The sequence below is a fragment of the Noviherbaspirillum galbum genome, from assembly GCF_010974945.1.
GTDB lineage: Bacteria > Pseudomonadota > Gammaproteobacteria > Burkholderiales > Burkholderiaceae_D > Noviherbaspirillum > Noviherbaspirillum galbum.
The window spans coordinates 28,793-41,726 of the sequence record NZ_JAAIVB010000063.1 but is presented as its reverse complement, the minus strand read 5'-3'; the positions used below and the strand labels follow the sequence as shown (position 1 = coordinate 41,726).

The following is a 12,934-nucleotide window of genomic DNA, read 5'->3' as shown; positions in this document are numbered from 1 at the left end:
ACGGCAGCCTTCCCCTGCGCGCTTTCCTGTGTCCTCGACATCTGCGCCGACGCGACCGCCGCGAGCGCGCCGGCGACCTGGGCGATGTAATGGCTGCCGACGAGCTCTTTCTTGGCGAAGTCGATCGCGATGTATTTTTCGCGGATCAGGATGCCTGACACGAACAGCACGGCGGTCAGGTCAAGCATGTAGATCAGCGCCAGCTTTCTGGCTACCGTAAGACTGCCGACGAGCCTGCCGATCGTTTTCATGGTCCACCCGAATGTGCGTTTCAGGTTTTCCTGGCTGCAATTAACGTGCCAAACCGGTGTGGTTCAATACTGTTTGTAGGGAAGGAACTTGCCCGACAAGACCACGTTGACGCGGTCGCCTTTCGGATCGGGCTCGCGCTGGATGTCCATCGAAAAATCGATGGCGCTCATGATGCCGTCGCCGAACTCTTCGTGAATGAGTTCCTTGATGGTGGTGCCGTACACGTTGACGATTTCATACCAGCGATAGATCAGCGGGTCGGTCGGTACGGCGGTGGCGAGCGATCCCTTGTAGGGAACGATCTGCAGCCAGGCGGTCTCTTCGTCGGTGAGGCTGAACAATTCCTTGGCGGTCGCCGCCTGGTCTTCGTCGAGCGTCATCTGGCCGAGCAGCGCGGCGGTCGTCCACTCCTTGCTGGCGCCGATTTTGGCGGCGATGTCCGCCCATTTCATTTTCTTCGCAACCTTGGCGGTCATGATCTTCTTCGTGACTTCGATGCGGTCCATCTCGGCTCCCTGCTGTCATGGAAAGCCGGAACAATGCAAGCGACATGCCCGGCCCGGCTGGAGTGCTTGAGCCCGACCGGCGCATGGGTTGGAGGCGGCCGTGAACGATTTCGGTGCGCGCGGGTGCGCTGCCGATGCAGCGCGCACCGGTTTGGCCGCTGCCGCCAGCGTGGCGCAGCGCTACTGCCTGCTCGCGATGTACCTGTCGATGATCTTCTGGATGGCGCCGCTCTCGTGCCCTTTCTTCAGCACGACGTCCACCTGCGCCAGGAATTTTTTCTTGTCCATGCTCTTGGCGAAGGCGAGGTAGTTCGGGTCTCGCGCGAAGGGCACCGGCAGGATGACGAACTTGTCGCGGTGCTGCGCCAGGTCGACGCCGGCAACCTTTCCCCGCAAGGCTTCCTCGAAGCCGGCACGGCCCACCGTCACCAGCACCGCGTCGATGCGGTCGTGCAGCAGCATGGCGAGCTGCGCGCTCGCGCTGTCGCCCGGCACGGGTTCGAAGATCTTGTCGCGGACGGCCTGGTCGTAGGCGTCGCCATGGCTGCAGTTGCGGCAGACGCCGATGAGCTTGCCCTTGAGGTCGGCCACCGTCGAAAAGGGAAATTCCTTGCCCGCCCTGGTCACCAGCACCAGTTCGTCATGGAAGAGCGGCTGGGCCGGATAATCGAAGATGACGAGCCTTTCCTTGTTGACCGACAGGCCGATGATTCCCGCCTCGCCGTTGGAGGCCATCTTGAGGGCGCGGCTCCAGGGGTAGAGCTCGAGGTTGAACTGCTGTCCCATTTCGTCCTGGATGTAACGCATGATCTCCACCAGGATGCCCTGCGCCATGCCTTGCTGGTCCTTGAAGACCTTGGGCGGACGCGATTCGTTGGCCGCGATCAGGATGGCTTCGGCATGCGCCGGCTTGACGATCAGGCCGGCGGAGAGGCTGGCGCAAAGCACGAGCAGGACAGAGGCTGCCACCTTCTTCATCGGAATCCCTCCCAGGGCATGCCATCGCGCACGTGCGAAGGCCGGCAGCCGGACGGAGCCTGCGCGGATGCCGTTCATTGCAGAGTAGCATCAATCCAGGCATTGTCACGTGCCCGCGAAAAGCCAAGCCGACGTATTCGGCAGTTTTCCAACGCATGCCGCAACCAAGGAATGACGAAATTCCGGATTTGTCCATGACAAATGCATTATGATGGCGGGGCGCCGCGCCCTTGCGCCCGCCAACCACACCATATCCATACCGAGGGAGACACCCACCATGAAGCCGCCCATCCTGCTTGCAGCCGCCCTTCTCGCCATCCAGGGCATTGCTGCCGCCAGCGACCGCCTGCCCACCATCCCGCCCGAGAAATACAGCCCCGAGCAGCAAAAGGCGGCGGAAGAATTCCTGGCATCCCGCAAGGTGCCTGTCTTCGGTCCCTTCGAGCCCCTCATGCATAGCCCGCAAGTGATGAACCAGGCGCGCGCCATGGGCGATTACCTGCGTTACAACTCCGCGCTCGGCAATACCCTGAGCGAGCTCGTCATCCTGATCACGGCGCGCAAATGGACCCAGGACTACGAATGGTATGTGCACTATCCGATCGCCCTGAAGGCAGGCATCAAGAAGGAAGTGGCGGATGCGATTGCGGAAGGCCGCCGGCCCACCGGCATGAGCGAGGACGAAGAAATCGTGTATGACTTCTCGACCGAACTCCACGAGAACAAGCGCGTCTCCGACCGCACCTTCGACCGGGCCGACAAGCGCTTCGGCAAGAAGGGCGTGGTGGATCTCACCGGCATCAACGCCTACTACACCTTGCTTGCCATGCAGATGAACGTGGCGCAGTACCAGATTCCGAAGGATGGCAAGAAGCTGTCGCGCTACCCCGACTAAGGATCATCCGACAGGCCGGCGGTGGCAGCACGGAAAGGCGCGTGTCCCTGGGGAGCGCGCCATCCGTGCATCACGTACCTTTGCGTGCCATCGCCGCCATGCGGCAACGATGCGGCAACGACTTATTTTGCGGCAGCCGGGCTGCTCGACGTCGATGAGGAAGAAGACGAGGACGAGTTCTTGCGGTCGCTCTTGCTGCCGGAACGGGAATCGGACTTGCCGCTGTCCTTCTTGTCCGAGTCGGACTTGGCATTGGCGGACGCGCTCGCTCCGCTGGACTGGTCGCTGGACTTCGACGCCTTGGACGTCGAGGCGGACTTGGCGGCCGCACCCGACTTCGCCATGCCGTTCACCGTCAGGCCGCTTTCCGAGAACTTCGCCGAGTTCTTGTCGCCGACCCCTTTCACCCGCTTCTCGAAGTCATCCCAGTCCTTGAACGCGCCATTCTTGCTGCGTTCGTCGATGATGCGCTTCGACATCACCGGTCCGATGCCCTTGATGCTGTCGAGCGCGGCCTGGTCAGCCTTGTTGACTTCCACTTCCGCGAATGCGATTCCCATGCTGAACAGCAGGGCCATCACCCCCAGGAACAGTTTTCTGAACATGGCACTCTCCTCGTCGTTGGATTAAAAAAGGTACAACAAAACTTGGAGAACCGCATTATTGGGAAAGTTCAACGTCCCCGGCGCGGGTGCGCCGCACCGTTTGACCGAAACTGGTCTAGCATCCTGCCATCCCCACTTTTCCTTTTGCGACATGGATATCTTCTACAGTCCCGAACACCGGGCGCACCGCGGCGAATTTGAATTCTTCCGGGGCGAGCTCGTGCCCTGCTTCGAAAAACCCGAGCGCGCCGATTACATCCACGCCGCCCTCGTGCGGCAGGAACTCGGCAACATCGTGGCCCCCGGCAGCTTCCCGCTGGACGCCATCGAGCGCGTGCACGCGCCGCGCTACCTGCGCTTCCTGGAGGGCGCCTGGGATGAATGGGCGGCGCTGGGCAATACCAGGGATGCCATCCCCGCCGTCTGGCCCATCCGCGGTTTCCGGCATGACGTCGAGCCCGACAGCTTCATCGCCCGCCTCGGGATGTACTCCTTCGATAGCGGCACGCCCTTCACTGCCGGTTCGTGGCAGGCGGCGAAACTCGGCGCCGACATCGCCTTGAGCGCGCAGCGCCGCATCGCCGGGGGCGCGCGCGCCGCGTTCGCCCTGTCGCGTCCGCCGGGCCACCATGCGGGCGCCGATTTCCTCGGCGGCTACTGTTTCATCAACAATGCGGCAGTCGCGGCGCAAGCCTTCATCGACGGCGGCGCGCACCGCGTCGCCATCCTCGACGTGGACTACCACCACGGCAACGGCACGCAATCCATCTTCTACGGCCGGCCGGACGTCCTGTTCCAGTCCATCCATGGCGACCCGAAGACGGAATATCCCTTTTTCCTCGGCCACGCCGATGAAACCGGCGAAGGCGCCGGCGCCGGCTTCAACCAAAACTATCCCTTGCCCGCCGGCAGCGGCAACGACGCCTGGTTCGCGGCCTTCGACCTCGCCGCGTCCCGCATCCGCGCCCATGCGCCCGATGCCCTGGTCGTGTCGCTCGGCGTGGATACCTACGTCGGCGACCCGATCTCGAAGTTCAGGCTCGATGCGCCGGAATACCTGCGCATGGGAGATGCCATCGCCGCGCTGGGCTTGCCGACGCTGTTCATCATGGAAGGAGGGTACGCGGTAAAGGAGATCGGCGACAACGTGGCAAGCGTGCTGCGCGGCTTCCGCGATCGCGCGGGCTGATGTCCGGGGCTGTCAGCCAGCTGCAACCTCTCTCCAGGACCGGACTCCAAGCTGCATGCCGCTTTCCGCATTCCCGCGGGGAAGCCCAATCAGCATGGTGATGTCATGGCAGGAAGAATCGCAAAAGCAACGATATTCATGATGGCGCTCAGCCTGGCGGCGCCCCCATCCTTCGGCGCCCGGGTTGGCGGCGGCCGCTCCGTCGGACGACAGGCGCCTCCCGCCGCGATGCGGCAGCGCAGCGCACAACCGCCGCGCAGCCAGCCCGCGCCGGCCGCTCCCGCGCAGCGCAGCCAGGACATGGCGCGCCAGACGGCACCAGTTGCGCCCAATCCTGCGCCGGTGCGTCCGCTGCCGCGCCAGGCCGGCAGCCCATGGGGCGGCATGCTTGGCGGCGCCCTGGTCGGCCTCGGGCTGGGATCCCTGCTTGGCAGCCAGCATCGCGATCCGGCACAACAGCCGCCGGTCCAGAGCGAAGGCGGCAATGGCGATCAGGACGCGGGCAGCGCCAGCGGAGACTGGACCCAGCCGGGAGCTCAGAACCAGGTTGCGCAGCAGGAACAGCAGCAGGGCCGCTTTGGCACGGCGCTGCTGCTCGGCCTCGCCGCGCTCGTGATCTATTTCCTGGTGCGCCGCGGACGCCGCCGGCAAGGCCGTTACTGAGAGCCGGCGCCGGCGCTGTCGCCGTTGCCGGAAACGACCAGGTCAATGGCAGTCCGGCACGTCCTGGTCGAGATAGACCTCGAAGGCGATGCTGCGCGCCGCCTTGTTGAGCAGGCTCTGCTGCACGCGCCTGGCGGACCAGTCATTCACGGCCTTCTTCAGGGCGGCGATGGTCCGGGTTTCGCCGGCCGGAACGACGAAGGCCAGCATGCCGGACGGCCCGCCGCGCAGGCGCGCGGAAAACTTTTTCCATTCGGGCATCTTGAGTAGCTCTTCGAGCAGCGCATCGTCATGCACGGCGGCATCGCAGGCGCCGGTGCGCAGGGCAATCAGCGAATCTGCCGGGGCGCGCTGCGGCATCTCGACCGCGCCGTAGCGGGCCGCCAGCGTGCCGGCATGATTCCCGCCTTCCGTCACGCATACCTTGCGCCCCTTGAGTGCTTCCCACGAACGTATCGTGGTATCGCTGCGCATGATGGCCATCGGCGCGGCGGCATATCCCGTTGGAATGGCGACGTGGCCGGCCGGCACCCCGCCCGTCGCGGAAAGCGTGGTGAGCACGAGATCCGGCCTGGGCAGCACCTTGCGCCGGCCATGGCCGGATTCGAGGGTGGTCAACGGCAGCCCCATGCCTTTCGCCAGTTCTCCCGCCAGCGCCTGGTCGATGGCTTCCGGCGTGCGGAACTTCGTGCCCGCCTTGTACTCGGGAACGGCTGCGTCGATGGCAACCAGCAGCCGGCCCCGCTGGCGCGCCTGCTCTAGCGCTTCCGCCGCGCCGCACGCCGAGGCGGCAGCCGCCAGCAAGCCGGTCAGTACCAGGGCGGTGATCCGGAAACGGCGTGACGACATGGCAGGGCGACTCCTTAGACGTACTGGTAGCGCAGCACGCGGTGCTTGAGGTTTTCCAGCAGCAGCTGGTCGATCAGCGGCGCGAGGATGGCGATCGCAAGGATGTTCGTCATGACGCCCACCATGTCGGCGGTTTCCCCGGCATAGGACAAGGAACGGCCGAGTCCCTTGCCGAAGCCGACCAGCATCTCGCAGGAGATGAGCGCGCGCCAGGCGTTGCCGAACGCGAGCTGGGCGCCGGTGATCAGCTCGGGCATGACCGCCGGGAGGTACACGCGCTTGAGCAGGTCCCATTGCGAGGCGCCCATGACCCGGGCCGCGGAGACATGCACCTTCTGCACGCTTTCGGTGGCATTCATGACCGACAGCGCGGCGGGAAAGAAGGCCGAGATGGCAACGACGACGATGATGGGCATGTTGCCGAATCCCATCATGATGAGGAACAGCGGCACCCAGGCGATCGACGGAATCGACTGCAGGATGATGATGGCGTACTTCAGCACCTCGCGGAAGAATGCCAGCACCGCGCCGACCAGCCCGAATCCGATGCCGAACAGCAGGGCCGAACCATAGCCGCCGCCCAGCCGGGCGAGGCTGTCCGTCAGGGCGGTGCGGAAGGCCGGCGTCTGCAATTCCTGCCACAGCCGCGCGGCGACTGTCGGCACGCCGGGCATGAGGAAGGAAGGAAGCACCCATGCGGCGATCTGCCAGATGAACAGGATGAAGACGACGGCGAGGATCATCGCCAGTTTTTTCTTGTTGCCGGTGATGCGGGTTTGGGTGCTCATGGATGTTGCAGGGGCTGCGCGAAAGATGGAGGGATGCCGCTATTGTAGTGGACCTTGCCACCTGACTTCATACCTGACTTCGCGCCGATGCGCCTGACGCCGGTTCAGCAGACGATCACGTTTCCGGATTCGTTGCGCGCCCGGCTCTTGACCACGCCCAATCCCAGCCTTTCCGCATCGACGCCTTGCTTCTTGGCCAACAGGCAAGCCGCCAGGGTGGGATTGCGGCTCCAGGCGACCAGCATGTCCTGCATGCGCGCGAGATCGCCCTGTTCCGGGACGCCGAACATGCGTGCATGCGCCTCGCGTTCGGCCCCGGTCAGCAGGCCGGCTTCCTTGCGTCCGGCAAGCCGGTTCCAGGTCTCGGCGCCGTCCGGGGTCAGCTCGAAGGCGATCACGGCTTCCATGTTGCCCTTGGCGTCCGCGGCCAGCACTTCGCAGCGTTCGGCAACGTAGTCTTCGATCGCCGCGAGCGCGCGCTCCCGCGCCCTTCCCAGGTCGCCGTCCGTGCCGATGAATACCTGCGGCCGGGTCCGGACCAGGTTGGCCGCGATGGCCAGCCGCACGTCGTCGCTCAACAGCTTCCGCAGCATCGCAATGCTCGTCACGCCCACGACGAAAGCGGAGTTGGACGGCTTGTACACGCCGCGCGTGCTCACGTGCGCGGACAGCAGCCTGACATCGCTTTGCAGCTCGAAGGGCGAATAGCCGACGAGGGAACCGAGGAAGCTGCCCGCATCGGCATTCTCGAGCGATGGCATGCCGCGCACCGAAAGCGATCCCTGCACCTGCACCACCTGCTCGCGGCTCGACCCGAGGAACTCGCGATAAGCCACCCGCTGCTTGACGTGCGCCACGCTCAGGCCCAGTCCGGCGGTCTTGACGAGAACGCCGGACAATCCCGCGCCCTTGTTCCGGAGGCGCACCTCGGTCTCGCCGACGGACAGGCTGAGCTGGGGCTGCATCGCCAGCTGGCGCAGCGCCATGCCCGGCCCGCCCGGCGCAGAAGCACGCGTGAGTTCGCGGATGTGGCGTCCGAGGCCATGCCCGCCCGACAGCATGGGATCGCCGCGCGCGCCGGCATCGATCCGCCTGCCATCGACTTCGAGGCTGCCGTCGCGCTCCAGGCTGAGCGCGACGGTCCGTTCGCTCAGCTTGCCGGCGCCGGCTTCCACGCCCGCGCCGAAGGCGCTGATTCCGCCGATGTTGCCGATGCCCGCGCCGAAGGTGAGCCCCACGCTCGACAGGGCGTTCGCGCTGATCTTCAGCGCCTGGCGCGCATCGGTCGTCTGCATGGCGACGGATACCGTCTTGGTGCGCCCGATGTTCAGGCCCAGCGCGAAGTCGACGCTGCCGGCGCTCAGCGCCAGGCTGGCCATGGAGGTATTGCCGGCGACGCGCACGGCGTTGCCGCTTTCGAAGGCGATCGCGTCGCCCAGCCGCGTGCCATGCTCGCTGATCGCCTCGAGGATGGCGCCGGGATGCCGGCGACGCTGGCGATGCAGGAAACCGGCCGCCAGGTTGCGGGTGCGCGAACGCCTCAGCCGCGTTCGCCATCCGCGCTCGATGCTGCCCAGCATCACGCGCATCTTCCTGCCATCGATGCCGTCGAGGCATTCCTGGATGAACGCCATGCTTCGCCTCAGTCGGACCAGACGCGGGCTGCGCGCCGCGAAGCGCGCGCCGAGCCGTGCGGCGGACGCATCATGCATCATGCCGTCCATGCCATCGAGCGCCTGGCGCAGCGCGCCGAGAAAAGCGCCGGATACCCGGTCGTTCTCCCGTGGCGGAAACGTCGGCATGTCGGGCAGCATGCCGCAAGACAGGCGCGCAAGGCGTTCCGTGCCCGAGCGCATCGCCTGCAACGCCTCGTCCATCGCCGCGCGGTCGAACGGTTTTTCCTCCGCCTGCGCCAGCAAGGTCTTCAATCGGCAGGACGCCTCGAGAAAGTCCATGCGCGCCTGCATGCGCCGCTCGCAGGCGCGAACGACCTCGCGCATGGCGCGGCCGCGCGCCCGCGGGCCGGCATGGTCCATCGCTTGCTGGACCCGGACGTAGGCCCTTTCGAGGATCGCGAGCTCATGCCGGGGATCGGCCAGCCGGTCCGCCTGCTTCTTCGCCGTGCCATCGCCGTATGCCTTGCCGCAGGCCTTCTGCAGGCGCCTGCGATGCCAGTCCACGCGGGCGCGAAAGTAGGCGAGCGGCATCGGCAGCGCCCAGTCCAGCCAGGGCAGGCGCAGCGTGCAATGTTCCATGATGCGGGTGGTCCAGGCATGCTCGAGCGCTGCCGCGCGCAGGATGCCGTCCTTGCCGTTCGACGGCACCCTGTCGAGCAGGTCGCGCAGCCTGGCAACCGGTTCCCTGTCCGCACCGGCTTCGCGTTGCGGCGCTTCCTGCCGGGTGCCGGCATCCTCGTCGAGCTGGCGATTGAATTCGGTTTCGATCCGCCCGAGGATGTTGCGGCCGCGTGCCGGATCCGATGACGGACAGACGAGCGTTTCGCGGCGCAGCGGCGTGTTCATGAACCAATTCAGCGCCACGCGCCGCGTATTTCGCGCGCATGCCGCGGGAAAGCGCTCCTGCGCGATCCGCGCCGCCTTGCCGGCAAGGTCATCGGCGACCTGTTCCGGCAGCGGGGCGCAGCGCAGGGCGAACAGGCTGGGCTGGTTCCAGTGCTCCAGCATGACCTGCTCGCAGATCAGTTCGAGCACGTCGTGGCCGTGCCAGCGCCTGCGTTCCACCGGCGTGGCGCCATGGGCGTCCGTGCCGAAGCGGAACAGCTCCTGGTGCATCTTCAAGGCGCACGGCGCAATGACGTGGCCCTCGGCGGCGCGACCGTGATAAGCGGTCTTGCCGATGATGTCCGCACCGGCATCCACATGGTAGAAGGGGCTTTTGCGGAAGAAGCCGAGCACGGCGCGCCGCAGCCGCGGCAGGCTGGCGCGCGTTATCCAGGTCCTGACCTTGGACTGCCGCAGGTCGGCGGCATGCAGGGGGGTGCCGCGCGCATCCGAAAGGAAGCCATTGCGCACGGCATTGATGGCGCCGCGCTGGTAAGCCGTCAGGGCCGGGTCCTTCGCGTAGCCGCACAAGCTTCCTGCGCGCTCGCCCTGGCTGCCTTGCAAATGATCGTTCCATGCCCGCCAGGCGCAGAACGTCAGCCGATGCTGCAGCAGCATGCGCCATGCGGGGTTGCCGGCGCAGCTTCTTTCCAGCTCGGGGGTCGCGACCGTCTCCCTCGAAAGCATGGCGCACGCGCTGGAGAATTCCGCCTCCCCGTGCTCTGGAAAAGCTGCCATGAAGGCGTTCCTTGCCATGCCATGATGCACGTGGAGCAAGAGGTAGGTGCGCATCAGCTCGCACTCGACCAGGTCCAGCGGGCCAAGCAGGTGCTGCAGGAACGCGTAGAGCGCGCCGGCATGCTCCATGCGCGAAAGCCGCGTCGCCATGTCGACGAAGGCATTGATCGCAGGTGCGGTGGCCGCGTCGCCGGCAAGCGCCACGGACAGGATGCGCATGAAGCGCAGGTGAGGCGCCCGGCCCGGGGCGGCGGGCTGGGCCGCGAGGAGGGCGTCGATGCCATCGCGCAGCGCCTGCAGGCCGGCCATGCCGGTGCCCAGCTTCTCGCAGGCGGTGTCGAGCAGGCCGGGAATGGGCGGCAAGGCAAAGGGCGTGATGAGATCGGGCGGATGCAGGGCGGGCGGTTGCGGATCGGGGGCGCCGGACACCTCGACCCGGTCGCCTCGCCTGACGCCGGTGCGATAGGCGTATTCGGGGCGCGACTCGCCGCAAGACCATTGGGCATAGCAGATCGGCAGCTTGAAGACCGCGCGGTCTCGTTTCGCAAGGTGGGCGAAGGTGAAGGGAGGCCGCGTGCCGTGTGCTGCGGCGCGCTTTCCGTCGGCGCGCCTCGCTACCTGGAGGTTGCCGCCGTTCCGGTGCGTGATCCGCACGCGCCGTCCGATGACGGAGTGTCCCCGCGCGTCCATGGACGGCTCCACGCAATGGCCGTGTCCCAGAAGCGGAGTCTGGAGCGAACGGTGATGGCCATTCGCTGGCCGGTGTTGCAACAGGCTGGTCAGTCCGCTCATCGATGAATGGGTCGAACAATTAGAAATGACGATTCACGAACATCTGCTGCTTCCACCAAGGAGGTTCGCAAGGCATTGACGCCGGATAATGTCGGTGATTTGCGGAACCGCCACTTTGATCATTATCAGCTTGTGGCGCAGGCATTCCGCCCAAACAAAACGCCGTTGCCGAACGGGATCCTCTCCGTTCGCGCAACGGCGCATGCTGGCGCATTCCGGGCCGCGGCCATCCGCCGCGGCACCCGCGAATCGTCAGAGCTTCCTGTCCTTCTGCCAGCCCAGTTCCAGGATGGACTTGACGTCGAACGGCTTGCCGTCCTTCGTCTTCAGCGCGCCCTGTTCCTCGAGGATGCCCGCGATTTCCTGCATGCGTGCCTGCTCCTTGGTCGTTACCGCCGGGCTGAACACCTGGGTCTTGATGGCATCGGTGATCACCGCCTCGCGCGGCAACTCGCCCTTCTTGAGGGTCTTGAGCGTCGGTTCAGAGATGAAGTAGCTGGCGATGTACTTCGAGGCGTCGGCGGGCTTCTTCTGCAGCATGTCGATCGCATCCTTCTGTGCGTCCAGCGACTTCCAGACGGCATCCTTGCGCTTCTTCAGCGTGTCTCCGGAAGTAATGACCACCATGCAGGGGAAGGGCCAGACCTCGCCGACCTCGTAGATCTGCTTGACCGGCGCGATCAGCTTGGCGATGCTGGCCTGCGGCTCGAAGAGGAAGGCGGCATCGACGCGCTTGGCGGCAAGCGATTGCACCGCGACCTGCGGACTCACGCCCATGACATTGACGTCGTCGGGCTTGAGGCCGGCCTGCTTGAGGACCACGCCCTTCAGGACGGTGTCGGCGGTGCTGCCTTCGGCTTGCGAAGCGAGCGTCTTGCCCTTCAGGCCGTTGATGTCCTTGATGCCGGCATCCTCGCGCACGATCATCGCGTGGTAGCCATTCTGCGCACCGCCGACGACCTTCAGGTCCGCGCCCTTGGACGCCCAGGCGATCGCATTGGTGAATCCCAGCACGCCGGAATCGAGCTGGCCGCCGACGATGGCCTTGATCAGGTCGGTGCCCGACTTGAATTCGATGAGCTCGACATCCAGGCCGTGCTTCTTGTACAGGCCGGCTTCCTGCGCCAGGATGGCTTGCGCATCATCCATCACGCGCAGGTAGCCGACCTTGAATTTTTCTTCCGCCATCGCCTGGGTGGCGAAGGCAAGGGTAATCGCCGCCGCGGCGGCAAGCTTGGTGAAACTCATACTCCAGCTCCTTCCATCAGGGGAACGTCATCGTGTTCGGCACGGATGCCGAGCAGCTCCAGGATTTCACGACGCATCGCCGCGAAATCGGAGAGGTCGTGGGTCTTTTCGATATGCACCAGGTTGAATTCCTTCAGCACCTTGGCCGGGCGCGGACTGAACACCAGGATGTGGTCGGCCAGGAACAGCGCCTCGTCGACGTCGTGGGTCACCAGCAGCACGGTCGGGCGCGCTTCCCGGATCAGGTCGCGCAGCACGTCCTGCAGCGTCATGCGCGTCAGCGCGTCGAGCGCGCCGAAGGGTTCGTCCAGCAGCAGCACTTCCGGGCGCGAGATGAAAGCGCGGGCCAGCGCCGCGCGCTGCCGCATCCCGCCCGATACCTGGTGCGGGTAATAGGCCTCGAAGCCTTTCAGCGCGACCTTCGCCAGCCAGGCTGCCGCCTGTTCGCGCGCCTCCTTCTTGGCGACCTTCTGCAATTCCAGGGCCATGGCAACGTTCTGCTCAAGGGTGAGCCAGGGATAAAGCGCGTTCTCCTGGAACATCAGGGTGCGCTCGGGCCCGGGTCCCGTGATCGCCCGGTCGCCGATGCGCACGCCGCCGTTGCTTGCTTTCTCCAGGCCGGCGGCGATATGCAGCAGGGTGGATTTTCCGCAGCCGGAAGGACCCACCAGCGCCACCAGTTCGCCCTGCTCGAAGGTACGGCTGAAGTTTCCGATCACGTCGAGGCCGGAAAACTGCTTTGAAACATTGTCGAAGGAAAGCTTCATCTTCAATTCAATCTGACGAGGGAAAGCCGCGCCCGGCTTGCCTGGGGGCAGGCAAGCCGGGCGCGGTGCCATGGCTTATCAATATTGGGCAAGGATATGCATT

The 12,934-nt window shown here is 65.5% G+C and carries 12 protein-coding genes; 3 read left to right on the top strand and 9 right to left on the bottom strand.

The window, feature by feature from the left end:
• The 3 genes from G3574_RS17885 to G3574_RS17875 form a co-directional block, all read right to left on the bottom strand.
• On the bottom strand, positions 1-251 hold a 251-nt coding region (locus tag G3574_RS17885), incomplete at its 3' end, for a hypothetical protein (RefSeq protein ID WP_163966049.1).
• Between the two features lie 63 nt (positions 252-314).
• A complete protein-coding gene (gene cynS / locus G3574_RS17880) occupies positions 315-758 on the bottom strand; it encodes a cyanase (RefSeq protein ID WP_163966165.1) in 444 nt (147 codons plus the stop codon).
• A 180-nt stretch (positions 759-938) separates the two neighbouring features.
• Positions 939-1,736: a substrate-binding periplasmic protein gene (locus G3574_RS17875; protein ID WP_163966162.1), complete on the bottom strand. Its 798-nt coding sequence runs from the start codon at positions 1,734-1,736 to the stop codon at positions 939-941.
• Positions 1,737-2,013: 277 nt separating this feature from the next.
• Here G3574_RS17875 and G3574_RS17870 point away from each other — a divergent pair, with 277 nt between their 5' ends.
• A complete protein-coding gene (locus tag G3574_RS17870) occupies positions 2,014-2,631 on the top strand; it encodes a carboxymuconolactone decarboxylase family protein (RefSeq protein ID WP_163966158.1) in 618 nt (205 codons plus the stop codon).
• A 122-nt stretch (positions 2,632-2,753) separates the two neighbouring features.
• Here the strand turns inward: G3574_RS17870 and G3574_RS17865 are convergent, their stop codons facing one another.
• Positions 2,754-3,236: a ComEA family DNA-binding protein gene (locus G3574_RS17865; RefSeq protein ID WP_235953497.1), complete on the bottom strand. Its 483-nt coding sequence runs from the start codon at positions 3,234-3,236 to the stop codon at positions 2,754-2,756.
• A gap of 151 nt (positions 3,237-3,387) precedes the next feature.
• Between G3574_RS17865 and G3574_RS17860 the strand changes: the two genes are divergently transcribed.
• Both G3574_RS17860 and G3574_RS17855 read left to right on the top strand, forming a co-directional pair.
• Positions 3,388-4,425: a histone deacetylase family protein gene (locus G3574_RS17860; RefSeq protein WP_163966155.1), complete on the top strand. Its 1,038-nt coding sequence runs from the start codon at positions 3,388-3,390 to the stop codon at positions 4,423-4,425.
• A gap of 105 nt (positions 4,426-4,530) precedes the next feature.
• Positions 4,531-5,088, top strand: a complete 558-nt coding sequence (locus G3574_RS17855) for a hypothetical protein (protein ID WP_163966152.1) — start codon at positions 4,531-4,533, stop codon at positions 5,086-5,088.
• A 42-nt stretch (positions 5,089-5,130) separates the two neighbouring features.
• Here the strand turns inward: G3574_RS17855 and G3574_RS17850 are convergent, their stop codons facing one another.
• The 5 genes from G3574_RS17850 to G3574_RS17830 form a co-directional block, all read right to left on the bottom strand.
• A complete protein-coding gene (locus G3574_RS17850; RefSeq protein ID WP_163966150.1) occupies positions 5,131-5,937 on the bottom strand; it encodes a type 2 periplasmic-binding domain-containing protein in 807 nt (268 codons plus the stop codon).
• A 14-nt stretch (positions 5,938-5,951) separates the two neighbouring features.
• The gene (locus G3574_RS17845; protein ID WP_163966147.1) at positions 5,952-6,725 is read right to left on the bottom strand and encodes an ABC transporter permease; all 774 of its coding nucleotides are present in this window, start codon (positions 6,723-6,725) and stop codon (positions 5,952-5,954) included.
• A 104-nt stretch (positions 6,726-6,829) separates the two neighbouring features.
• A complete protein-coding gene (locus tag G3574_RS17840; protein ID WP_163966144.1) occupies positions 6,830-10,714 on the bottom strand; it encodes a hypothetical protein in 3,885 nt (1,294 codons plus the stop codon).
• Between the two features lie 354 nt (positions 10,715-11,068).
• The gene (locus G3574_RS17835; protein WP_163966141.1) at positions 11,069-12,064 is read right to left on the bottom strand and encodes an ABC transporter substrate-binding protein; all 996 of its coding nucleotides are present in this window, start codon (positions 12,062-12,064) and stop codon (positions 11,069-11,071) included.
• The gene (locus tag G3574_RS17830; protein ID WP_163966138.1) at positions 12,061-12,831 is read right to left on the bottom strand and encodes an ABC transporter ATP-binding protein; all 771 of its coding nucleotides are present in this window, start codon (positions 12,829-12,831) and stop codon (positions 12,061-12,063) included. Before G3574_RS17830 ends, G3574_RS17835 begins: the two co-directional genes overlap by 4 nt.
• Positions 12,832-12,934: the final 103 nt, after the last annotated feature.

Coding starts and splice junctions, on each gene's coding strand:
- cynS (WP_163966165.1), bottom strand. CDS start 758: ATGGACCGCATCGAAGTCACGAAGAAGATCATGACCGCCAAGGTTGCG.
- G3574_RS17875 (WP_163966162.1), bottom strand. CDS start 1,736: ATGAAGAAGGTGGCAGCCTCTGTCCTGCTCGTGCTTTGCGCCAGCCTC.
- G3574_RS17870 (WP_163966158.1), top strand. CDS start 2,014: ATGAAGCCGCCCATCCTGCTTGCAGCCGCCCTTCTCGCCATCCAGGGC.
- G3574_RS17865 (WP_235953497.1), bottom strand. CDS start 3,236: ATGTTCAGAAAACTGTTCCTGGGGGTGATGGCCCTGCTGTTCAGCATG.
- G3574_RS17860 (WP_163966155.1), top strand. CDS start 3,388: ATGGATATCTTCTACAGTCCCGAACACCGGGCGCACCGCGGCGAATTT.
- G3574_RS17855 (WP_163966152.1), top strand. CDS start 4,531: ATGGCAGGAAGAATCGCAAAAGCAACGATATTCATGATGGCGCTCAGC.
- G3574_RS17850 (WP_163966150.1), bottom strand. CDS start 5,937: ATGTCGTCACGCCGTTTCCGGATCACCGCCCTGGTACTGACCGGCTTG.
- G3574_RS17845 (WP_163966147.1), bottom strand. CDS start 6,725: ATGAGCACCCAAACCCGCATCACCGGCAACAAGAAAAAACTGGCGATG.
- G3574_RS17840 (WP_163966144.1), bottom strand. CDS start 10,714: ATGGACGCGCGGGGACACTCCGTCATCGGACGGCGCGTGCGGATCACG.
- G3574_RS17835 (WP_163966141.1), bottom strand. CDS start 12,064: ATGAGTTTCACCAAGCTTGCCGCCGCGGCGGCGATTACCCTTGCCTTC.
- G3574_RS17830 (WP_163966138.1), bottom strand. CDS start 12,831: ATGAAGCTTTCCTTCGACAATGTTTCAAAGCAGTTTTCCGGCCTCGAC.